Source organism: Parashewanella sp. 2304DJ23-3, from assembly GCF_056591695.1.
Window position 1 is genome coordinate 40,104 of sequence record NZ_JBWQOH010000005.1, and the last position, 22,934, is coordinate 63,037.

Annotated in this window: 16 protein-coding genes; 8 read left to right on the forward strand and 8 right to left on the reverse strand. The window is 40.7% G+C overall.

What is annotated here, in order from left to right; genetic code table 11:
- Positions 1 to 57: 57 nt before the first annotated feature.
- A complete protein-coding gene (locus AC1EU2_RS11555) occupies positions 58 to 1,338 on the reverse strand; it encodes a hypothetical protein (RefSeq protein ID WP_480298429.1) in 1,281 nt (426 codons plus the stop codon).
- A gap of 170 nt (positions 1,339 to 1,508) precedes the next feature.
- Here AC1EU2_RS11555 and AC1EU2_RS11560 point away from each other — a divergent pair, with 170 nt between their 5' ends.
- The 5 genes from AC1EU2_RS11560 (at position 1,509) to AC1EU2_RS11580 (ending at position 8,595) form a co-directional block, all read left to right on the forward strand.
- On the forward strand, positions 1,509 to 2,372 hold the full coding sequence (locus tag AC1EU2_RS11560) for a YicC/YloC family endoribonuclease (RefSeq protein WP_480298430.1): 864 nt from the start codon (positions 1,509 to 1,511) through the stop codon (positions 2,370 to 2,372).
- A gap of 308 nt (positions 2,373 to 2,680) precedes the next feature.
- On the forward strand, positions 2,681 to 3,022 hold the full coding sequence (locus tag AC1EU2_RS11565) for a hypothetical protein (protein ID WP_480298431.1): 342 nt from the start codon (positions 2,681 to 2,683) through the stop codon (positions 3,020 to 3,022).
- Between the two features lie 155 nt (positions 3,023 to 3,177).
- A complete protein-coding gene (locus AC1EU2_RS11570) occupies positions 3,178 to 4,368 on the forward strand; it encodes an efflux RND transporter periplasmic adaptor subunit (protein WP_480298432.1) in 1,191 nt (396 codons plus the stop codon).
- A gap of 17 nt (positions 4,369 to 4,385) precedes the next feature.
- Positions 4,386 to 7,520, forward strand: a complete 3,135-nt coding sequence (locus AC1EU2_RS11575; RefSeq protein ID WP_480298433.1) for an efflux RND transporter permease subunit — start codon at positions 4,386 to 4,388, stop codon at positions 7,518 to 7,520.
- A 169-nt stretch (positions 7,521 to 7,689) separates the two neighbouring features.
- Positions 7,690 to 8,595 carry an ATP-grasp domain-containing protein gene (locus AC1EU2_RS11580; RefSeq protein WP_480298434.1) on the forward strand — a complete coding sequence of 302 codons (906 nt, stop codon included), beginning with the start codon at positions 7,690 to 7,692 and terminating at the stop codon, positions 8,593 to 8,595.
- Between the two features lie 39 nt (positions 8,596 to 8,634).
- Here AC1EU2_RS11580 and AC1EU2_RS11585 read toward each other — a convergent pair whose 3' ends face one another.
- Positions 8,635 to 9,315: a hypothetical protein gene (locus AC1EU2_RS11585; RefSeq protein ID WP_480298435.1), complete on the reverse strand. Its 681-nt coding sequence runs from the start codon at positions 9,313 to 9,315 to the stop codon at positions 8,635 to 8,637.
- A gap of 333 nt (positions 9,316 to 9,648) precedes the next feature.
- Between AC1EU2_RS11585 and AC1EU2_RS11590 the strand changes: the two genes are divergently transcribed.
- Both AC1EU2_RS11590 and AC1EU2_RS11595 read left to right on the forward strand, forming a co-directional pair.
- Positions 9,649 to 10,638: a helix-turn-helix domain-containing protein gene (locus AC1EU2_RS11590; protein WP_480298436.1), complete on the forward strand. Its 990-nt coding sequence runs from the start codon at positions 9,649 to 9,651 to the stop codon at positions 10,636 to 10,638.
- Between the two features lie 254 nt (positions 10,639 to 10,892).
- Entirely contained in the window at positions 10,893 to 11,837 is a 945-nt protein-coding gene (locus AC1EU2_RS11595) for a glycerophosphodiester phosphodiesterase (protein ID WP_480298437.1), read from the forward strand.
- Positions 11,838 to 11,951: 114 nt separating this feature from the next.
- On the opposite strand, the gene yjjG is transcribed toward AC1EU2_RS11595, so the two are convergent.
- The 5 genes from yjjG to hutC all read right to left on the reverse strand — a co-directional run bounded on the left by yjjG (position 11,952) and on the right by hutC (position 17,709).
- Positions 11,952 to 12,635 carry a pyrimidine 5'-nucleotidase gene (yjjG, locus tag AC1EU2_RS11600; RefSeq protein ID WP_480298438.1) on the reverse strand — a complete coding sequence of 228 codons (684 nt, stop codon included), beginning with the start codon at positions 12,633 to 12,635 and terminating at the stop codon, positions 11,952 to 11,954.
- A 19-nt stretch (positions 12,636 to 12,654) separates the two neighbouring features.
- A complete protein-coding gene (locus AC1EU2_RS11605) occupies positions 12,655 to 13,383 on the reverse strand; it encodes an SIMPL domain-containing protein (RefSeq protein ID WP_480298439.1) in 729 nt (242 codons plus the stop codon).
- A gap of 301 nt (positions 13,384 to 13,684) precedes the next feature.
- Positions 13,685 to 15,193: a histidine ammonia-lyase gene (gene hutH / locus AC1EU2_RS11610; RefSeq protein WP_480298440.1), complete on the reverse strand. Its 1,509-nt coding sequence runs from the start codon at positions 15,191 to 15,193 to the stop codon at positions 13,685 to 13,687.
- A gap of 3 nt (positions 15,194 to 15,196) precedes the next feature.
- Positions 15,197 to 16,897, reverse strand: coding sequence for a urocanate hydratase (gene hutU / locus AC1EU2_RS11615; protein ID WP_480298441.1), 1,701 nt, complete (start codon positions 16,895 to 16,897; stop codon positions 15,197 to 15,199).
- 110 nt (positions 16,898 to 17,007) lie between these two features.
- Positions 17,008 to 17,709 carry a histidine utilization repressor gene (hutC, locus tag AC1EU2_RS11620; protein WP_480298442.1) on the reverse strand — a complete coding sequence of 234 codons (702 nt, stop codon included), beginning with the start codon at positions 17,707 to 17,709 and terminating at the stop codon, positions 17,008 to 17,010.
- Between the two features lie 120 nt (positions 17,710 to 17,829).
- Between hutC and hutI the strand changes: the two genes are divergently transcribed.
- A complete protein-coding gene (gene hutI, locus AC1EU2_RS11625; RefSeq protein ID WP_480298571.1) occupies positions 17,830 to 19,068 on the forward strand; it encodes an imidazolonepropionase in 1,239 nt (412 codons plus the stop codon).
- Positions 19,069 to 19,097: 29 nt separating this feature from the next.
- Here the strand turns inward: hutI and AC1EU2_RS11630 are convergent, their stop codons facing one another.
- The gene (locus AC1EU2_RS11630) at positions 19,098 to 22,571 is read right to left on the reverse strand and encodes a hypothetical protein (protein ID WP_480298443.1); all 3,474 of its coding nucleotides are present in this window, start codon (positions 22,569 to 22,571) and stop codon (positions 19,098 to 19,100) included.
- Positions 22,572 to 22,934: the final 363 nt, after the last annotated feature.

Below are 22,934 nucleotides of genomic sequence, written 5' to 3' on the forward strand. Positions count from 1 at the left end.
CATAGCCGATGCTATGCCCGTCCATCTAAAAATCTTAGATACGCTTTTTTAGTTGGTCTAACTCACCATAGTGCCATCTTCATAAGCTAACACCCACTCTTCTTCACCCTCTTCATTCGTCACTTTTTTAGCATGAGTTCGGTAAGCTAATTCAAGCAAATGCGGAGATGTTGGCTTATTCACACCACGTACTATATTGTTGATGATCGAACTAACATAAGCATCCTTTCCATGAAAAGTCACTTCATATCCGGCCATATACTTATCTAAATAACTTTTACTTATCCCTTTCAGTTTCTCAATGTGTTGTTCACCCTTTGCAAACTCAGCTGGAGAGGTAACACCTTCATCAGACAACAGCTGTAAAAAACGGTATGGATGCGCTGCAACACCGGAATTTATTACCAGTGCGGCGAGTATAGGTGCAGGGATCACAGCCTTCCTAAACCATTGTGAGAAACGTTTATGATCAAAAATCATCGAGACCGACGACTCACGAATTGCCCAGTCTGCTGCTGCTTCCTTCAACGCTTTATTCACAAAATACTTTTGAGCTAATTTTTCGATAAAGTTCCAAATCGCAAAAAACACACTATTTAAAATACTGACGATTGTGCCAGCCATGCCGACAGCGTCCGCCGCCGCTTTTAATCCAACAACCGTCCCTTGAATGAGTGCGTCACGCGCACCGCTTGTGGCCGCTGCTAACGAATGGCGAGCAAGTGCATTTGCAATGACAGAAGGATGCCCATTGAGTAAATCAACATCATAGCCACTCCAAAGTTGAGAAATTAGGTTAAATGTCTCAACCACGGCTCTTCTGCCTGCCTCATAGATCATGCAGGCTGATTTCACATAGTGCCAACCCGGGATTTGACCAATTAACTGGCTGATAGATTGAGTGACAACTTGAGTGAGCACCGTAGGCGACAACGCTTTTAGTTTGTCGGCGACAGCGGAACTAAAACGACTAAAATACGACACTAACTTTTCAAGAACTTGAACACAAAAGTCGGATATCATGCGATCGATTTTATGCGCATATTCCATGGCATCAGCACAACCAGCAGTAAGTACCTGCCCTGCAGTCGTTGTGTTGACTACTTTGCCTGATACAGCGGCTAAATCTTCCAGCGCAGCCGTTTTACCAAACATACCTTGTAACGCAGAATTAATTACTGATGGAGGTTTTGGTGAATCCGCCATTTCCAAATTCGCCAAAAAATACAGTACGCCTTGTCTGGCATCAGCCATTTCGACTAGTTGCACTCGTCTCGCATCAGGGCTTATATCGCCAAAAAGCGCATTTTGAGTTTTATCAAACACATTTCCACGCATAACAACTCCCGTAATTCAAGTTATCTTAACTCGCCTCATTAAAGTTAATATCATTTTGAGGCTCAATACTTAAGACCAATAAAGCGACAATTTCAGTTCAATTTAGAACATCAAAAAACAAAATAATATTTGCTATACTGGCGCCATCGAAATGAACAAAAGGCTTTAACATGATCCAAAGTATGACGGCTTACGCTCGTATCGAGCATAAAGCAGATTGGGGCAACGCCTCATGGGAAATCCGCTCAGTCAACCAACGCTACCTTGAAACATACCTTCGTTTACCTGAGCAATTCCGTAGCTTAGAGCCAGTACTGAGAGATCGTCTTCGTAAACGTCTAAACCGAGGTAAGGTTGAGGTAAATTTACGTTATGATTTATCTGACTCATCGTCAAATGAATTGACCATTAATAATGAACTGGCCACTCAACTTATTGATACCGCTAACCAGCTCAAGCAACAAGCCGGTCAAGGTGAGTTGGATTTAGTTGAATTGATGAAATGGCCTGGACTACTAGCGACGAATGAACAAGATATGGATCTTGTCGGCAAAGAGTTACTTACAGCTTTTGATAGTGCCATTGAACAATTCATTGAAGCTCGTTCTCGCGAAGGTGAAGCCATTAAAGGCATGCTTGAAACTCGTTTAGTGGCCATAGAAGAGCAAGTCGCTATCGTCCGTGAGCACATGCCCCATGTTATGCAATGGCAACGTGAAAAATTACAAAATCGTTTAGATGAAATTCAAGGCGAACTTGACCCTGCACGCATAGAGCAAGAAATGGTGTTACTTGCCCAAAAACAAGATGTGGCCGAAGAAATGGACAGACTTGATGCCCACGTTGCTGAAACTCGCCGCATTCTGAAAAAAGGTGGTGCTCAAGGCCGTCGTTTAGACTTTATGATGCAGGAGTTTAATCGTGAATCGAATACGCTAGCGTCTAAATCTATCAGCTCAGAAGTTACGGCAGCTGCAGTAGAATTGAAAGTACTTATAGAGCAGATGCGTGAGCAGATCCAAAATGTGGAGTAGGTAACATATACCTCCATATTTAATAAAAAACCGCTGAATTTAAGCGGTTTTTTATTTTTTCAAATTTGTTGGATTCCAGTTAAATCTGCCAATTACCCACCACGAATGATGATGGCCTGACACAATCAAGAGCTATTTCTAAACGAATGAGCAGGCTTATGTGCATACAAGAACCTACCTCAATTAACCTCTTTCATTACCTTTCAAGATTCTGTAGCATTAAGTATGAATTTTGATAAGAGTCGATGAATCTGTTGCGAGTAATAACCTCAACATTGATTACAATAATCATGCTATTGCAATTGGCTATGGCAAATGTTGGCGCACACCAAATTCATGAAACAGAACATCAAATAGAAGGTGATACCCACGCACACTTGCAGCTACAGATCACTGAAACCGTTTTAGATGATCAATGCGGTATAGACGATTGGAAATCCCATTCTCTTCAAGAACAACATCAACATAGTAAACTTGTTGATTTGTGTTTAGATTGCCAATGTCATGCAACATATTTCACCTTATTTTCTCCTTTGCAAACAAACAGTCAAATGGCTAGAACTCAAAAGATTGCTCTAGCCAATATTAACTATTTCCCGCCTGATATAGCTCCTGCGTATCGCCCTCCAATTTTGCCTCACTTGGTTTAATTTACTGAGTTGATAACAGCTTTTCTTTACAAAGAAAATAATATTCGCTTCCCGACCTTTATCGAGCTGTTATTACAAAAAAACTAGACAGATCACATTTATTACTGTGCTCTATCGCTATTGTCATCGGCTATGCCGTGACGTGAGGCTATACCATGTTAAGACATTCAATTTATAAAAAATCGATTCTCACGCTTAGTATTTTGCTTAGTTTAGGAATGGGAAAAATCAGTTATGCTGGTGACGGCCATGCTCATGATACAAAGGAAGTACAAGCGCAACCCCATGAAGGGGAGGAAAGTCATGAAGACGCTATCAAGTTATCTGATGAACAAATATTGCTTGCAGATATTAAGTTAACTCCCATTACCAGTTCAATCCTCAGCTTAGATAACCTTGATGTACAACACGTTGCAACGGCAACATTATCGGTCAATCGAAACCTAACTGCTGTAATTGATCCACAGCTGGATGTGCTTGTACTAAAAAGACATATTGTTCCTGGACAAGAAGTAAAAAAAGGTCAAATACTGCTTGAATTAGGTGGTAAGGATGTGGCTCAAGCTCAAGCTGAATACATCAATGCTGCCAAAGAGTGGGACCGTGTAAAACGTTTAAGTAAAAGTGCAGTTAGTGATAGTCAACGTCAACAAACGCTTATTGATGCGCAGCTTAAAAAAGCGATTTTACGTTCAATCAGTATGACCGAATCCCAAATCACAACTCTAAAGCGTTCACCTGAAATGGTGGGCAGTTTTGAGTTACTTTCTCCACTTAATGGACGAGTTCAACAAGACACCAGTCGAGTTGGACAAATTAACCCAGCTGGCACGCCATTAATGCAGCTTACCGATGAATCGAGTTTATGGGTAGAAGCTGAATTAACGCCCCAACAAGCGAAAGATTTAACGACTGAACGGAAAGCCGTCGTAAAAATAGGTAATACGCTGCTAGCAGCTAAGTTGATTGGCCGTTCTCATGAATTAGATAACGAAACGCGTACCGAAAAAGTACTCTTTAGCATCAATAACCCATCCCATAAACTGCATGCGGGTGAATTTGTAGAACTGTTTTTCTCGGCTGGAGATAAAGTTGAACAAGGCATTGTTGTGCCTGATTCAGCACTGACACGAAGCACTGATGGTGACTGGCAATTATTTTTTAAAGACTCAGACGGGTTTAAATCAGTTGAAGTTGATGTTGTTGAGCGACAAGGTGGTCTTAACCGAGTCGTTAGCCCTGAGTTTAAGCATTTGATGTCAGAAAATGTAGATGTTGTATTAGAAGGTGCTTTTTTCCTTGCCTCTGAAAAAGCCAAGTCTGGTTTTGATATTCACAATCACTAAATGGCGAGGAATCAATTATGCTACAGAAGTTAATTGAAGTCGCTATTGAGAAGCGACTGTTGATTGTTTTGATGTTGTTGTTTGCTGTTGGTGGCAGTGTTGCTATGTTGCCTAAACTCAACTTAGATGCGTTTCCTGATGTCACCAATGTCCAAGTAACCGTCAACACTGAAGCCGAAGGACTGGCTGCAGAAGAAGTAGAAAAGCTGATCTCCTATCCGGTTGAATCTGCCATGTATGCGCTGCCAGCAGTAACCGAAGTACGTTCATTATCACGTACTGGGTTATCCATTGTTACCGTCGTATTCAAAGAAGGTACTGATATCTATTTTGCTCGCCAGCAAGTGTTTGAACAGTTGCAAGCGGCAAAAGAAGCGATTCCTGATGGTGTAGGTACACCAGAAATTGGTCCGAATACCTCTGGCTTAGGGCAAATTTATCAATACATTTTAAGGGCTGATCCTAGCTCTGGTATTTCAGCAGCAGAACTCAGAAGCCTCAATGATTATTTGATTAAGTTGATCTTGATGCCTGTGGGCGGTGTAACTGACGTTTTATCCTTTGGTGGTGAAGTTAGACAATATCAAGTACAAGTTGACCCAAACAAACTGCGTGCCTACGGTGTGAACTTATCGCAAGTGACTCAAGCTCTTGAAAATAATAACCGTAATGCTGGCGGTTGGTTTATGCCACAAGGACAAGAGCAACTTGTCGTCCGAGGTTATGGCTTTCTTCCCGCAGGAAAAGCGGGGTTAGATGCCATTGCGCAAATTCCCTTGATTGAACATAAAGGGACACCTGTAAAAGTATCTGATATTGGCAAGGTTACCTATGGCAGCGAAATTCGAGTAGGTGCTGTCACCATGACTCAAAGAGATGAGCAAGGTAATGCGAGAAACATGGGCGAAGTCGTCGCCGGTGTTGTGCTTAAACGACTGGGGGCCAATACCAAAGCAACCATTGATGACATCAATGCACGTATTCCACTGATAAAGCAAGCGCTTCCAAAGGGAGTGAGCTTTAAACCTTTTTATGATCAATCCGATCTCGTTGAAAAGGCCGTCACAACGGTAAAAGATGCACTGCTGCTTGCGTTTGTTTTTATTGTAGTGATTTTGGCGCTGTTTCTGGTCAATATTAGGGCAACCCTGCTGGTGTTACTGTCGATCCCTGTATCCATTGGTCTCGCATTAATGGTGATGTCTTATTATGGGTTATCTGCCAATTTGATGTCATTAGGTGGGCTTGCAGTTGCCATCGGAATGTTAGTCGATGGTTCAGTGGTGATGGTTGAAAACATTTTTAAACACTTAACGCAAACTAATAGCGAAGCAACTGAAGCAGAAAACCGTTCAAAATGGCAAACGACCAAACAAGTCTTGATAGCCGCAAAAGAAGTGTGTTCGCCAATTTTCTTTGCTACAGCGATTATCATAGTTGTCTTTGCACCTCTGTTCGCTTTAGAAGGTGTTGAGGGTAAGCTGTTTCAACCAATGGCTGTGAGCATTATATTAGCTATGGTTTCGGCTTTATTGGTTGCTTTGTTTGTGGTGCCTGCATTAGCGGTATATTTGTTTAAATCAAAGGTGACATTAAAGCAATCATTGGTGCTAAAACCAATTGACATCTTGTACCGAAAAATACTCGCTTGGGTAATGCATAAACCGAAAACAATTATGCTGTTAGCAGTAGCTGGCTTTGTTATTAGTATGAGTTTGTTACCTAAGCTAGGGACTGAGTTCGTGCCTGAGCTTGAAGAAGGTACGATTAACTTACGAGTGACCTTAGCGCCTACCGCTAGCCTCCAATCTTCCGTTGATTTAGCGCCAAAACTTGAGAAGTTGCTCTTAACTTTTCCTGAAGTTAATTATGCTCTGAGCCGAATCGGTGCTCCAGAATTGGGAGGCGACCCAGAGCCAGTGAGTAATATTGAAATATACATCGGGCTCAAACCAATAGAGCAGTGGACAAGCGCCCATAACCGCCTTGAATTACAGCGGTTAATGGAAAAGAAATTAAGTGCTTTCCCTGGCTTATTGTTTACCTTCTCTCAGCCAATTGCGACACGAGTTGATGAGCTACTTTCAGGTGTAAAGGCGCAACTTGCGATTAAATTGTTTGGCCCTAATTTGAACGTGCTTTCAAAAAAAGGTGAGGAATTAAGTCAGTTAGTCTCTAAAATTCCCGGTGCTGTTGATGTGTCACTGGAACAAGTAAGTGGTGAAGCACAATTAGTGGTTCGCCCTAATCGAGCCAAATTAGCACGTTACGGTATTAGTGTTGATGAGGTAATGTCTCTCGTTAGCCAAGGTATTGGTGGCGTAAGTGCTGGGCAAGTGATTGACGGTAACGCAAGGTATGACATTAATGTTCGCTTGGCAAAACGTTTTCGCTCTAGCCCAGATGCGATTCGTAATCTGATTTTGATTGGTGTTAGCGGTGCAACCGTACGTTTAGGCGAAGTCGCTGATGTGAATGTTGAGATGGCACCACCGAATATTCGTCGTGATGATGTTCAGCGCCGAGTAGTTGTACAGGCTAATGTTTCTGGCAGAGATATGGGCTCGGTTGTAAATGATATTTACGCAACGGTACCGAAAGCAAACCTACCCGCTGGATATACCGTCATTGTTGGTGGTCAATATGAAAATCAACAGCGAGCTCAGCAAAAACTGATGCTTGTGGTGCCCGTATCAATCGTATTAATTGCTATGCTGTTGTTTTTCTCATTTGGCAGCGTAAAACAAGTGCTATTAGTGATGGCCAATGTACCTTTAGCGCTTATCGGTGGGGTTATGGCGCTTTACTTTACGGGTACTTACTTATCTGTACCCAGTTCAATTGGATTTATTACCCTCTTTGGTGTAGCGGTACTTAATGGCGTAGTATTGGTCGATGCCATTAACCAGCGAAGAGCGGTTGGTGAGTCTTTGAGTGAAGCCGTTTATGAGGGAACCGTTGGCCGTTTACGTCCAGTACTCATGACAGCATTAACGTCAGGGCTTGGATTGATCCCAATATTATTATCCAATGGTATTGGCAGTGAAATTCAAAAGCCGTTAGCGGTTGTGATAATCGGAGGCTTATTCAGTTCGACAGCGTTAACTTTACTCGTATTACCAACGTTATATCGTTGGGTGTACAAGGAGTAACATCATACCTAGCTGTAATAATGTGATTGGTTATTTTATTGAGAAATAGCCAATCTTTTTAAAGTGTAGGTAAGACTGGTTTGATCTAATTTTTTTCAACTTTTTGATATAGGTATCTGGTACTAAAGCAAATACATTCTAAGAATATATTGGTAATTAAGGGCAAATGATGAATAAGGTTGCAATAATTGGCAATTCGTCAGTATTTAGTTCTCAATCTACAGCTTGGCAGAAAGAAATATCTCTTTTAAAACATAGCCTAATCGAGAAAGGGGTGCAGTTAGAAGAAGTCAACTGGAATGCAGATGCCGACATTAATTGGCATGAGTTTAAAGCTATTTATATTGGAGAAGTCGGTCATCCCGATAGTTACCCTCAATTTAGATTGTGGTGTGACAAAGTCAATGCATTGGGCGTTAAACTGTTTAATGGTTTAGAAACACTAAAGCTTTATACCAATAAGAAGAAATATTTAACCTTATTATCCTCTCGTGGAGTTCCGATCATTCCGACTTATTTTTTGAATACATCTGTCACCAATCAAAAAATGCTACAGCAAATTGCTGATCAATATAGTTTAGGTAATACGGTCGTAGTAAAGCCAGCATATGGAACATTTGGTGAATATAACTATTGTGTAGACCTGATGTCATCTGAATTCAATCCATTACTCACTGCTATAAAACCGGAAATCATCATCCAAAAATTCATGCCGAATATAAAAGCTGAAGGTGAATACAGTTTTATTATCTACGACAATAAAGTTTCTCATACGGTGTTAAAAAAACCGTCGATGATGGATCATCGAACTCATCAAATTCATGGTGGTACATCACAGTTAGTGACACCTTCTAAACATGATCTTACTGCAGTAACTAAAGTACTTGAAAGTATATTAACGTTAACAGGAGAAAAGGCGCATAAGTTTCGTATTGATATGATCCGCTGTGAACAAACACAACAATTACTGTTATTAGAATTAGAGTTAGGGGATCCAATACAGTACTTTTCACTGTTGAGTGATGAACAACAAGCACATGCAACAAATCACTTTATTCGATCAACAGGGTTATAGTGGGCTTTGAGTTAAGCGGCCAAAATACTATTTTAATAATCACATGCTCGAAAGTTGACTATAATATTTTGTTTCGAGGTGTTCAAATGCTTCAGAGGCATTCAGTGTCATCATATCAAGCATCACTTCACACATTTCAAGTTGTTGCTTTGATAATTGGATAGGTGTCTTGATTAAAAACTCATCAGATTCTTTAGTCACCCCTAGGGTTATCATTTTTTGCTGATAGAGTTGCACTTCTGACTGAGCTAGAGCGAGGTATTCTTTATGCTCTTTAAGTGAGCATCGCAGCTCTTGAGCATTATCAAACTGACCTATTTCTCTATCTTTTTCTAACAGTTTAATCGTACTAGTTTCAGGTTTATATCGTTCATCAAAAACATGTGTTACTTGTCGATAAATTAAATCAACCTCTTCTTCCTTGAGTTCGATTTGATTACATTTCTCTCTAAAACTGGTTGTGAGTTGTTCTTTATCTTCTACTACTTTTACGTTCATTGGTTGTAAAGAAAATTTATTTGCTTCCAACATTGAGGGATCATCGTTATGAAAGTGGCTTTCTTTTAAGGTGTTAGGGCTGGCTTCTGAATTCGGGTTTTGTGTGTATTCTTTATCTCCAACCAACACAACCTCTTTTAATTCATATGAATCTTTTTTCCCCGCAATCTCATATGACTTGGGGCTGAATCCAACTACGGAATCGTCAATTGCATTAGCCATAATGTACACTCTCAGAAATCACTTTAAGAGCACTTTATCTAATATCGGCCTAAGAGCAATATCTATGAAGCCGTTTTAATTTTCCGTTAAAGAATGCGTTCATCGTTTCAAAAATAACCTTAACGTCACTCAAAACGACCAGCTTTAATGCTGCCAATTATATCTTTCAATTTTACTGTTTATGCCATTCATCTCGCAGTAATTTAAGCTATATAGTGGAAAATCAGTGATATTTATACCGATTGCAACCACCAGTTGACAAAGTTCCAACATCAATAGATAGTTTGCAACTGACTGTTTATCTATGCTTTCCTCTCAATTATGGATAAAGGAATGAACACCATGATACTGGCGGAAAAAATTGTACGATTAAGAAAGCAACTGGGTTGGTCTCAAGAAGAATTGGCTCATAAAATGGATGTTTCAAGACAGTCCGTTTCAAAATGGGAAAGTGCACACAGTATTCCAGACTTGAATAAAATCCTCTCTTTGGCAGAGATCTTTAGTGTAACTACAGACTTTCTTCTGAAAGATAACAATGAATCTTTTGAAGTAAAAACTGACAATCCGTCCTCCGACACAACTCAGATCACCTTAGAACAAGCGCTGACATATGTTGAAAGTAAGTTAGCAGTATCAGTGTTAAATACTAAAGGTGCTGTGTTTTGCATTTGCTCAGCAATTCCCTTGTTCTTTTTCTTAGCAATGGCTGAAACTCATAAACTTGGCATTACGGACGATGTAGCTCCAGCAATGGGGATTGTCAGTGTATTATTAATTGTTGCTTTGAGCATCAGCTTTTTTGTCAAAACAAATCAGTATGATGACGACTTAGAAGTCATCGATAACCAAAAGTTTGAATTAGCTTATGGCGTACATAGTGCGATTAAAGAAAAGCTCCATCAGTATCGTCCGACTCATAATTTTAGAACGGTATTGGGTGTGTTCTTTTTTATTATCAGTTCAACGCCCCTATTGTTAGTCAGTATTCTTCTCGGCGACTCACAGCTAACTTTACTCATGTTAATTGTGTTACTTGGCATGATAGCAATTGGTGTCAGTATCGTTGCTCCCTCTTCCGCAAAATTTGATGCATACAATCACATTTTGACTGAAGGCGGAAGGAAATCCCCAAAAAGCAAACGAACTCAGCGAGCTGAAAAACTTGCCGCTTTTTATTGGCCACTTCTTACAGCAATATTCCTTGGTTGGAGTTTCTGGACAATGGATTGGGACATCACATGGGTTATTTGGCCTGTAGGTGCAGTTTTTTTCGCAGCCTTGGTTGGTTTAGCTGAATTGTTAGATAAATCAGAGCACTAAGCTTACCATAACGCTCTGGGATACAAGCTATTAAACAACGTTAAGACTGGCTTGTATCCTATTAATTTGGTTTGTCAACATCATACTTCTATCATATTCACTTTCGTTTTTACCGTTAACAAATATTCATTATTCAAATGCGTCATAATCCCATATTGTTTTCAAAATTGAATTGATTTGAATTTATGATGAAAGCAAGTAGTGCATGCAGTTTATTTTGTTTTTTACTTCTTAGTCTGGTCTCAGAAAGCTGTATGGCTCAACCTCATCATACTGTAGAAATCTATGCCCACAGAGGGTTTCGCGCTATCGCACCTGAGAATACCCTCCCAGCCTATGCGGCAGCACTGAAACTGGGCGTAGATGTGATTGATATGGACGTTAACATGTCAAAAGAAGGGACTTTAGTCGTTACTCATGATCTCACTATAAATCCACAAATCACTCAAACTTCAGACGGAAAATGGCTAACTAAAGAGACGCCCATTAAGGATTTGGCCCTCGAAGAGCTCAAACAGCTACAAGTCGGACGCATTAATTTACATTCTAACTTTCATCAAATGTACCCACATCATATTGCGATGTCAGGTGTGCGCATTCCGACACTTGAGCAGGTCATACGATTTGTCAAGCAGACAGAAACTTACCCCGTTCGTTTTCAAATTGAGATGAAAACCGACCCAACTCAACCTAACTTATCAGTAAAACCCCAAGTGATGGCTAAAGCATTAGCCATGGTTATTAGACAAACTCACATCCAAAATCGAGTAGAAGTTCAAGCTTTTGAATGGCAAGCGCTTGTTGATATTCAACTGCTCATTCCAGGGATAAAAACCGGATATTTAACTGAGCCGGATTATGATCCCGTTAATAGAGGGATGGAAGCAGAAATTGGCAATGGACAAATATGGACTTCACCGCTATTAGCCAAAAACTATGACTACGATTACCCTGAAATGGTTAAGAAAATGGGTGGTAGCTTCTGGGAGCCTTACGAACTCTGTGTCACGAAACAACAGATCGATCATGCCCATGCTTTAGGGTTAAAAGTGATACCTTGGGGATGGACTGAGCAAGAACACACCGATTTCAACTATCAAAAAGTGAGTCAACTGATTGATTGGGGTGTCGATGGCATTATTACCGACAGACCAGATATCTTGAAAGGGATTATAGCGGTAAAGGAGAGCTCCACATAAATCGGCTGGATGCTACCAACGAGCAAGCTAAAGAATACAACATAAAACAAGTGGCTTTTCAACGTGAAGCTAAAAGCTTACTCAATGAACTACATGCGGTTCATGAATGATCTTTTAGTCAAATATCGCTAAAAAGTCAGTAAATCCCCTAAGCTGAAATTTGGGTTTTATACTTGATTCAATATTTATAGAATTTGGATTAAACCAGCAAGTATCAAAACCCATTTGATTTCCACCTAGAATATCAGTATCGAGGTTATCGCCAACCATGAGCACTTTATTCGGTGCAGGATTACCCATTTTCTCAAGCGCATATTCAAAAATCCTACTCTCAGGTTTGGCAGCACCCACTTCTTCAGATATAACGAGTAAATCAATAAATTGATCAACGCCAGTATTGGCCAAGCGTTTTTTTTGTAACGCAGTAAATCCGTTGGTTACAATGCCAATGTTTGTTTTTGGGGATAATGTTTCCAATACTCCAAGCACACCTTCGATAGGCTGACTCACGAAAGCCATCGCATCTAAAAAGCCAGCATTAAGTAGACTTGCTTCAACATCCAGCCTGCCAGCCCAGTCATTAAAGCGAGTCAATTGTACCTGTTGTGCTGTTATGTCACCCGCTTGATATTGAAGCCATAATCCATGATTTACCTGCTGATAGTGTTGATAATCCGTTTCTGTAAACGTCACATCATGTTGCTTAAACAAATGCTTTAATCCAGCGTATGCATCAAAATGAAACAAGGTTTCATCGGCATCAAACAACACCCATTGATAAGGAAACAACGTAAACACTCCAAAACCAAATAAAGGATTATTTTAGTAGAAACACCACTTGTACTCTATCACTAAAGGTGATTTTTGAATTTTGATAGCCATTATCAGCTGTAGTGGCACTGCTGAACATCATTCTCTCTTTAAATGCAGGGCTATTACTCGGTTGTGAGTTTTGATATCGAATCTCCCACACTCTTGCAATCTTGGTATCAAACCCTTCTGCCAATGCCTTAGCCTTCGCTTGCGCATCTTTTACCGCTAAAGCTCTCACTTTTTCTAAATATTTACTTTTATTTTCAACACTAAAGCTTACGTTATTGACTTGATTTGCCCCAGACTTTATTGCTACATCCAGTATTTTGCTTACATCGTTTAAATTTGGAATTGATACCATAATGTCCCTCGATGCTTTAAAGCCCACAAGCTGACGCTCTTGCTTTGGAGGATAGCGGTATTCTGTATTCAGGCTTAAATTTGCACTTGAGATATCACTTTTATTTACACCGAACTTTTTTAGCTGCTTGATTAGACTTGATACCGCCATGTCTGCGGCACTTTTTGCTTCAATAGCTGTTGGCTTAACTAAACTCACTGTCATCGAAATTTTGGCAATATCTGGTTTCACTTCTATCTGACTGATGCCCGTTACTTCAATATGTGGCTTCTGAAGTTCAGCGGCTTGCGCTTCAGCCATTAAGAAGACATTAGAGACAAGCACCAGTGCAAATACACTGCGCCATGTTTTATGATTCATTATCTTTTTCATCGTTTCTCCTAATTTGTTTTAGGTCGCCAATTAACGTTACTTATTCGACTGACTTAGTCATGAAACAGTTCAATCGACTTTGATTTCAATGATTAAATATCGCACATTCATTCACTATGTTTGATCCCTATTAGAGAATTTAACAACATTTATCGAGGACTGTGAAAGGTATTTAGTTTCGAGTTAAACACTTAATGCGATTTAGAGATATTTGCTCAGATAAACCGGACACTCTTGAATAATGGAACTTATCGAGACGATTACAGTGGGCAACATTTTGCTACCCACTTATTTTTTATCATTAAATAAGATGAACTAAACTCTCAGTCTCTAAAAGCTCTGTTGCCATTTCAATATCCGGCCCAAAATAACGGTCACGATCATAGTGCGATACCTTTTCACGTAAGCTAATTTTAGCTTGGGCAACCAATTCACTTGGCTCAAGTGGTGCTCTGAAATCTAAACCTTGTGCAGCCGCTAACCATTCAATCGCTAAAATACCTCGTGTGTTCTCAGACATATCACGCAAACGGCGTGCTGCGAACGTAGCCATTGATACATGATCTTCTTGGTTTGCTGACGTAGGTAAACTGTCTACTGATGCCGGGTGCGCAAAGGTTTTATTTTCAGAAGCTAATGCCGCTGATGTGACTTGAGCAATCATAAACCCTGAGTTTACGCCGCCATTATCCACTAAAAACGGTGGCAGTTTTGATAGACTAGAATCAATCAGCAGTGCCATTCTTCGCTCAGACAATGAGCCAATTTCAGCAATCGCAATCGCTAAGTTATCGGCTGCCATCGCTACTGGCTCAGCATGGAAGTTGCCACCAGAGATAATGTCACCATTATCAAAGAAGACCAGTGGGTTATCAGTAACACCGTTGGCTTCTGTTCTGAGTGTTTCAGCTGAATTGCGAATTTGTGTTAAACATGCACCTAACACTTGTGGTTGGCATCGTAATGAATAGGGATCTTGTACCTTTTCGCAATTTTTATGGCTTTCAGAAATCTCAGAAGTATTGCCAAGTAAACTACGGAACATGGCTGCACTGTCAATTTGTCCTTGTTGACCGCGAACTTCATGAATTCGTGCATCAAATGGACTGCGGCTGCCCATCGCAGCTTCGACACTCATTGCACCAATAACGGTCGCTTGCGTGTGGAGATCTTCGGCGTTGAACAGCCCTTCTAACGCTAACGCCGTTGAGGCTTGAGTGCCGTTTAGTAACGCTAAACCTTCTTTTGCGGCAAGGTCAAGCGGTTTAATACCTACTAATTTCAAGCCTGCTGCTGTTGGCATAACTTTGCCTTTATAACGAACTTCGCCTTCGCCAATAATCGGTAAACACATGTGCGCCAGTGGCGCTAAATCACCCGATGCTCCTACTGAGCCTTTTTCTCGCACGCATGGATACATTTCAGCGTTTAACATTGCGATTAAAAATTCAATGACTTGCAAACGGATGCCAGAGTAACCACGACTCAACGAGTTAATTTTTAACAGCATCATTAAGCGCACCGTCTTATCATCCATAAAACGACCTGCGCCAGCAGCATGAGACAAAACAATAGAACGTTGCAATAACTCTAAGTCTTCAGCAGCAATTTTTGTGTTGGCTAATAAACCAAAGCCAGTATTGATACCATAAACGGTTCTGCCTTCATCCAAAACCGTTTGTACCATTTCTGCACTGCGATTGATGCCAGCAACTGCTTCTTTGGACAACTCAAGCTTAATCGGGTTACGACTCGCAAATCGCATTTGTTCAAGCGTTACTTGACCCGGTTGTAATAGTAATTGCTCCACGGCTTACACTCCTTCGCCATTATTATTTTTTTGTGTACTGTTGACCATTGGTAAATCCAGCCCTTGCTCATTTGCACAATTCTTAGCAATATCATAACCAGCATCCGCATGGCGCATCACGCCCGTCGCTGGGTCATTCCATAGTACTCGACCCACTCGTTTCGCCGCAGCATCAGTACCGTCACACACTATCACTACCCCTGAATGTTGGCTAAAGCCCATACCCACACCACCACCGTGATGCAGTGAAACCCAAGTTGCACCACTGGCGGTGTTCAGCAATGCGTTCAATAGTGGCCAATCTGAAACCGCATCCGAGCCGTCCATCATCGATTCTGTTTCTCGGTTCGGGCTTGCGACAGAACCAGAGTCTAAATGATCACGACCAATCACTACTGGTGCAGACAACTCCCCAGTTTTTACCATTTCATTAAAGGCTAACGCTAATCGTGCACGATCTTTTAACCCTACCCAGCAAATTCGCGCCGGTAAGCCTTGAAACGCAATGCGTTCACGTGCCATATCCAACCAATTGTGTAAGTGTGGATTATCAGGAATTAACTCTTTTACTTTGGCATCCGTTTTATAAATATCTTCAGGATCACCCGATAATGCAGCCCAGCGGAATGGTCCAATCCCCTCACAGAAAAGTGGACGAATATAAGCCGGTACAAAGCCAGGAAAATCAAACGCATTTTCTACGCCGACTTCAAACGCCATTTGACGAATGTTGTTGCCATAATCCAGTGTTGCTGCGCCACGAGCTTGTAAGTCAAGCATGGCTTTCACTTGCACCGCCATCGACGCTTTCGCCGCTTTAACCACAGCGGCTTCATCTTTTAAACGTTCATCTTTGGCTTGTTCTAATGTCCAACCTTGTGGCAAATATCCGTTTAGAGGGTCGTGTGCTGAAGTTTGATCGGTGACCACATCAGGCGTTATATCTCGTTCAACAAGCTCTGCAAATACATCAGCAGCATTAGCCAGCAGACCTACCGAAACAGGTTTGCCTTCTGCATTGGCGGTATTCATGATGTCGAGTGCTTCATCTAATGTTTTGGCTTTTTTATCAACATAGCGAGTTCGTAATCGGAAATCGATTCGAGTCTCATCAACTTCACACACCAACACAGAAAACCCAGCCATGGTGCCAGCCAGTGATTGCGCCCCCCCCATTCCACCTAAGCCGCCGGTTAAGATCCAGCGTCCTTTTGCTTCGCCATCAAAGTGTTTTTTGGCAACTGATACAAAGGTTTCATAAGTGCCTTGTACGATGCCTTGAGTGCCGATGTAAATCCAAGAGCCTGCGGTCATCTGGCCATACATCGCCAACCCTTGTTTATCTAACTCATTAAAATGTTCCCAATTTGCCCAGTGTGGTACTAAATTTGAGTTTGCAATCAGCACTCGTGGTGCATCTGCATGAGTTTGAAAAACACCAACGGGTTTTCCCGATTGCACTAAAAGTGTTTGGTCGTCTTCAAGACGTTGTAATGTTTCAATGATTTTGTCATAACTTTCCCAGTCACGTGCTGCTCGACCAATGCCGCCATACACCACTAAGTCTTCTGGTCGTTCAGCAACATCTGGATGTAAGTTATTCATTAACATCCGCATTGGCGCCTCGGTTAACCAGCTTTTACAACTTAATGTTGTCCCATGCGGTGCCATAATTTTACGGCTACTGTCATGTCTTTTGTCCATGTCGGGTACCTCTTTTAATCACGTAAGTTAGTATTTACTTATCAATTTATTTTCTGGTTTTATTATTTTTATTTCGAATATAAAACATTAGTTAGTGAATATTCACATCTTTAAAAAGTCAGGTGACCACCTAAGTAAAAGCGATTACCAGGGTGAATTAATTTTGCGAAACTGACTGCACCTTGGCTTGACCAAGTTCGTCTTAATATCACCAAACACGCTTCCATTGTCTTTAATTCTAATTTTTGTACTTGCTCAATTGTGGGTAATATCGCTTGAATTTTATGATGAGCTTGAGCAAGTGGTGCAACAGCTGAAAGGTACTCATGAGGTGTTTGTTGATTAAAATCCTGAGCTAAGTATTCAGGTACTAAAGTCGGATTTACATAGCGGATCTCTAATTGGAGTGGCACGCCCTGCTCGTAATGAACGACTTCAGAATAATAGACGGGTTTATTAATTTGTATCCCCAATGCGGCTGAAATCTCTGCATCTGCAATGGCCGTTCTTAATTGTAATTGTCGTGCTTGATAGCCATGACCTCGTGATTTGATTTCATCTGCAATATTATTAATGGCCAACATTGAAGATTGCGATTTCAAACCTGCCACGAAAGTTCCGATCCCCTGACTGCGTTCTAGTATTCCTGCATCCGTTAATTCAGATAACGCACGCCTTGCTGTCATTCGACTGCAATTAAAATCCTGAGAAAGTTGGTTTTCTGATGGCAGCTTTGTGCCTTCTTCCCACTCGCCCATTTCAATTTTTTTTACGATGTGTTGCTTAATCAATGCAAACTTTGCTCGTGTCACATTCGCTCCGTTTTTACTCGCAGTGGTGGTAAACTCAACAAAACTTGAATAAAATATATATTGTATATACAAGTAAAGACAAGACATTTTTTAATCTTTTTGAGGAGAATTCGCTCAATGGTGCAATGGGATCAGCTCTGGATTGACGTTAATATCGCTACAATGACACTTAACTCTGATGTGCCATATGGAGCCATTATAGAAGGTGCCATTGCGGTCAAAGATGGAAAAATTGCTTGGATTGGTGAGTATAAAGATTTACCCGAATTTGATGTTTTTAGCACGCCTGTCTACAAAGGAAAAAAGCGTTGGATTACACCCGGTTTAATTGATGCCCATACCCATTTAGTCTTTGCTGGTAATCGCGCCAAAGAATTTGAAATGCGCCTTAATGGTGCCAGTTACGAAGACATCGCTCGTGCTGGAGGTGGCATTTTGTCAACCGTTAAAGCGTGCCGTGAGGCCAGCGAAGCGGAGTTATTTGAACTCGGAAGAAAGAGATTGAATGCGCTGGTTCAAGAAGGCGTAACCACCGTCGAGATTAAATCAGGTTATGGACTTAACACGGAAACTGAAATAAAACTGCTGCGTGTTGCTAGAGAGCTTGGGCAACATCATCACATTGATGTCAGTACAACTTTTCTTGGCGCTCACGCAATTCCCACGGAATTTAAAGCTGCTGGTGCAGATGCATACATCGATTACGTAATTAATGAGATGCTCCCTGAAATCACAGCAGAAAACTTAGCTGATGCCGTCGATGTTTTTTGTGAAAACATTGCCTTTAATCTTGAGCAAACACAACGGGTATTAGCTGTTGCAAAATCATATGGGTTGAATATTAAACTTCATGCAGAACAACTCTCTAATCTAGGCGGTTCAGCACTGGCTGCAAAAATGGGGGCGTTATCCGTTGATCACATTGAGTACCTTGATGAAAATGGAATAAAAGCCTTGAGTGAATCTGACACCTGCGCAACCATATTGCCCGGTGCATTCTATTTTTTACGTGAAACTCAGCAGCCCCCGATTGAATTACTCAGACAATACAAGGTTCCAATGGTAGTTGCGAGCGACTTTAATCCTGGTTCGTCACCCATTTGTTCTACTCTGTTAATGTTAAATATGGCATGCACTTTGTTTAAACTAACCCCAGAAGAAGCGTTAAAAGGGACAACAATCCATGCCGCAAGTGCATTAGGTATGTCTGAATCTATTGGCAGCTTAGAAGTGGGTAAACAAGCGGATTTTTGTTTATGGGATATTGATACGCCAGCTGAACTTTCTTACCGATATGGTGTTAATCCTTGTCTACAAGTGGTTAAAAATGGGCACGTTTTGCCCATTCATAATCACTAATAATAGCCAGAGAGTAGTTTTCATATGAATTACTCTCTCTTTTTAAGCGCATCATAAAGTTGTTGTAACCTCGCATCAGGTTTTAATCCCGGTTTTAGAAACTTATTGAGTGGTAAGCCTGCAGCTTTAAAGAGCTGTTTCACTTCTTCTAGCTGGGCTGAAGTTGTTTTTTGTGCGTATTCGTCATCTTCAGCGGGTATTTCTATTGAACGTAGTAAACCAATCATCACTTCAATTTGACGTAACCGTGCGGCGTGTTTTGCTTCTGTAGACTTTTCATCACCTTTATAATCATGATATTGCTGTTTAACATTACGCACGGTGAATGCACCGATGTTAACGCCTGCTGTAGTGACACTGATGCCCAAACCAGCCCCAGCTCCAGCCCCAGACAATTCAGCTATGGCTGCTGCAATATTGGCAACATCTAAGGTCATTTTGAATGCTTCACGTTTTATCCGCTTTTCATTGACCTTTTTAAGGCCGCGAACTAAGTCATACCGCTTGGCTTCGTCAATAGTAGAGGTATCCACTTGATCATCATATTCAGATTCATACGCTAATCTTTTCAACTCTGCTTTATTAGTTTGATTAGTGTATTCATCAACGACGCCTGTTAACTCACTGTCATCTCTGAATGACTCTTTAAGCGTAGTTTTATACTCCGACATTTGCGCATAGGATCTGACGGCTTGAGTCAAACTTACTGCACGCTCTGCAATATCCAATACCGAAACAAAAATGCTGAGTCCTGGAACAGCTTGCCCTGCTGCAGTGCCTGTTTGACCTGTCAGAGTGAGTATTTCTCTTGATGCGCTGGCTAAGCTTCGACCTACAGATGCCAGCTCTTTAGTAAAATGCGTACTGTGCTTTAAAAAGTCGAGTGCATTATCCGCTAACTTAGCTTCTGCAGGTGCATTTTCATCGAACATTTTAGAGTCTTGCATTTCCTTAAATACACCAAGTAACCGAACTAACTCGTTCTTGATGGTCACTAGAGAGGTTTTAAATTGCTTTGCTGCAGTGATCCCTTTAGGTAATGTGTTAATGAGTGCCCCCATATCTTCATCACCAACCAAAGCCGATAGAGCGATTACGCCTGCTTCAGCTACATCCAGTGCTTCAGATGCCAATTTTGATAATGACTCTGCATTTTTAGTGAGTGTTTCATCGTCAAATTCTTTCATGGCTTTTACAAGTTCGATGACTTGCTCACCAACACTCAGACCATGTAAAAACAGTGTCGCTTCTATAGGCCCCTCACTCACAGTAGGATAAGCTCTAATTGCACCGGCCAAGCCACTGACGTGTATTCCAATGTCTGTGGCTTTAGATAGATTCCCTTCTTTTTTTTCATTAGCGACCACAGATGTAAGTTCGGCCTTTGCTGCCTCTATCTGCGTGAGGTATCGGTCTTCTTGCTCTTCAATTTGAGGATCTTCAGGCTTTGAAGCAATAGGCACTACAGCGCAACATTTACTGCTACCAGCTACGGGAATGGCGACTGAAGCACCGACTGTAAACAGCCCATTAGCGATGGTTTTCTCTTCATGTGCTCCCGTTGAGTTATTACGTTGCTTCACTCCTGGTTGTTCATGCTCCACTTCATGACCATAAGCAGGAGCAATCATAGTGCGGTTCATATTCATTAACGCTTTACTGATAGCACCATTTTTCCAATCACCCGTTAACGGATCTCGTTCTAATACGATTTCACCTTCAGAATCATCATTAACGGAAGATGTTAAGTTCCTGCTTGGATGACTCAATGCTGGTATATGCGCCTCTATTTCCTCAACATTGGTTTCTGATTGCTCCAACTCACGGATCATTGCTACATTTGGTTGAATACTAACTCTTCTTGATCTTGCCTTTTTGACTGGAGATTCAAACACCTCATCTTCGTATGACATTTCTCTTGAAAACGGTGTTAAACTTGCTGACGGTAAGCTGTTCAATGAGCTTTCAGGTGAAAAAGTCATACTGGCTTTAGGCAGTGAATGACTCATTTGTCTCGAAAGAGAACTGCGATCCAGTTGTCTTGTCGCACTGAGTGGTTGGCTAAAGTCACTATTCTGTGAAGTACTTCTGGAAAGCTTACTGTGTGATCTAGCTTTTTTATAATTATCAATAACTTCTTGTCGTCTTTGGTTCGCTTCACTACTGATCTCTTCTGATTTTATAGACGCACTTGAATGTGTGGACGCTCCTGAATGTGAACGTTCAATTTTTTCTTCTAACTTTTCTCGTCTTGTTTCGACTTCATTTGCGGGAGCGGAACATTCCTGAGAAATTTGGTCAATTTCTCCTTCTTCCATTTCACTCATTGAACGTTCAACATTAAATTGTTGCTCAATCAATATAGGCACAAATCCGTGTTGCCGACTTTCTACATCGATAGGCACAATTCTATCTACTGGATTTACAGCCCGATATTTAAGTAACCCTAAGGTATCTTCTTCTGGGCGATAGCTGGCATCAAGCCTCGCTCTGTATTGCAATGCCTTATCATGAATTTTATCTGGTATCGCTTTAAATGCTCGTACTAACTTGTGTCCAAAAGACTCTTTATTTGCCTTTAAAATAGCCTGTTCGTAGTCTTCAATACTCATTGAACGAGCCATTTTTGGATTCCCCACTTTCTCCTCCGAAGATTGGGCTTCCTCGATTTGTCCCATGGAATTCATTCGTTGGTAATGACCAAATTCAACGTCATCAGTTTGATCTTCCGAAATGGATTTTTCATGCTCTAACACTGCGTCATACAGTACCAGACGGTATTCTACATATTCTTCTGGAGAACATTTATTTGCCAAATCCTTAGCAAACTCAACTTCGTCAACATGATGAACATGTGATGCCGCACCGTGACGGCATACTAACGCCATCGCATCAGGAGAATACTCTTCAGCATGAAGAGCCATATAATTTAAAAAATGAATACCATCCACCTGTAGGTGGCTTAATGTTTCGGGAGTATTCGCTTCGAGTGTGGCTAAAACATTCTCACGACAATCACTTAAGGCATCATGCTCCCGATTTAACAGAAGCATTAATGGCGAAACACCTTCATTATCTTTTCTGAAAAATGCGCTTGAACCATTGTTCAGTAACTGGGTTATTAGCTTGGATTTAGCTTCATTAGACAAATTGCGATTTCTTAACACAAGATGTAATAAATTTTGATTTTTATCATCTGTTGAGTTGATATCAATAGCATCGATATTTGCTAATGCTTCTAGAAGCTCTGCCGCCAATTGATCATGGCCTGCATTTAATGCTTGGATATAAATGGGATCAGTATGTTGTGCTCCCGCAGAGACATGCTCTAACTTCAGCGCCTCAATAGCATCATCGAGCGTGAGTCCAAGTGCAGATAATGATGTGTCTCCTCCATTGTGCACTGCAAGTGTAAGCCACGCCAAATTATCTGCGGCTTTTTTTTGAGCGGAATTAAAACCGCTTAATTCATGATTTTGTGCGCTAAGAATATCAACACTCATAATAGCCTCTAAAACATTAAGTTGTGTTGATGTATTTATTACGCCTCTATTTGTTCATTAGCAATTTATGATATGTTAATTAGCATGATTTATTACTTTAAATGTAATAAGTAATTTATATACTTATTTAATACAAAAGTTTTCATCAAATAAACATTAGCAATAAGCATTAATAAAAATAAACCTAATAGATTTATCTAAAGCCTATTAATTTTATTATATAAACTTTGTTTTAATTAAAATGATATATGTTAAAAATTAATGTTTAGTTAATATTTATTTTTAACATAATTTATATTTATTTCGATATAAAAAGATAAATGTTTGATCACACTTTTTAAAAAATCGCTGCCAACATCAAAC

What these genes read in the sequence shown, in the direction of transcription:
- AC1EU2_RS11555 (WP_480298429.1), bottom strand. Translation starts at nt 1,338, where the DNA reads ATGCGTGGAAATGTGTTTGATAAAACTCAAAATGCGCTTTTTGGCGAT.
- AC1EU2_RS11560 (WP_480298430.1), top strand. Translation starts at nt 1,509, where the DNA reads ATGATCCAAAGTATGACGGCTTACGCTCGTATCGAGCATAAAGCAGAT.
- AC1EU2_RS11565 (WP_480298431.1), top strand. Translation starts at nt 2,681, where the DNA reads ATGGCAAATGTTGGCGCACACCAAATTCATGAAACAGAACATCAAATA.
- AC1EU2_RS11570 (WP_480298432.1), top strand. Translation starts at nt 3,178, where the DNA reads ATGTTAAGACATTCAATTTATAAAAAATCGATTCTCACGCTTAGTATT.
- AC1EU2_RS11575 (WP_480298433.1), top strand. Translation starts at nt 4,386, where the DNA reads ATGCTACAGAAGTTAATTGAAGTCGCTATTGAGAAGCGACTGTTGATT.
- AC1EU2_RS11580 (WP_480298434.1), top strand. Translation starts at nt 7,690, where the DNA reads ATGAATAAGGTTGCAATAATTGGCAATTCGTCAGTATTTAGTTCTCAA.
- AC1EU2_RS11585 (WP_480298435.1), bottom strand. Translation starts at nt 9,315, where the DNA reads ATGGCTAATGCAATTGACGATTCCGTAGTTGGATTCAGCCCCAAGTCA.
- AC1EU2_RS11590 (WP_480298436.1), top strand. Translation starts at nt 9,649, where the DNA reads ATGAACACCATGATACTGGCGGAAAAAATTGTACGATTAAGAAAGCAA.
- AC1EU2_RS11595 (WP_480298437.1), top strand. Translation starts at nt 10,893, where the DNA reads ATGGCTCAACCTCATCATACTGTAGAAATCTATGCCCACAGAGGGTTT.
- AC1EU2_RS11605 (WP_480298439.1), bottom strand. Translation starts at nt 13,383, where the DNA reads ATGAAAAAGATAATGAATCATAAAACATGGCGCAGTGTATTTGCACTG.
- hutU (WP_480298441.1), bottom strand. Translation starts at nt 16,897, where the DNA reads ATGGACAAAAGACATGACAGTAGCCGTAAAATTATGGCACCGCATGGG.
- AC1EU2_RS11630 (WP_480298443.1), bottom strand. Translation starts at nt 22,571, where the DNA reads ATGAGTGTTGATATTCTTAGCGCACAAAATCATGAATTAAGCGGTTTT.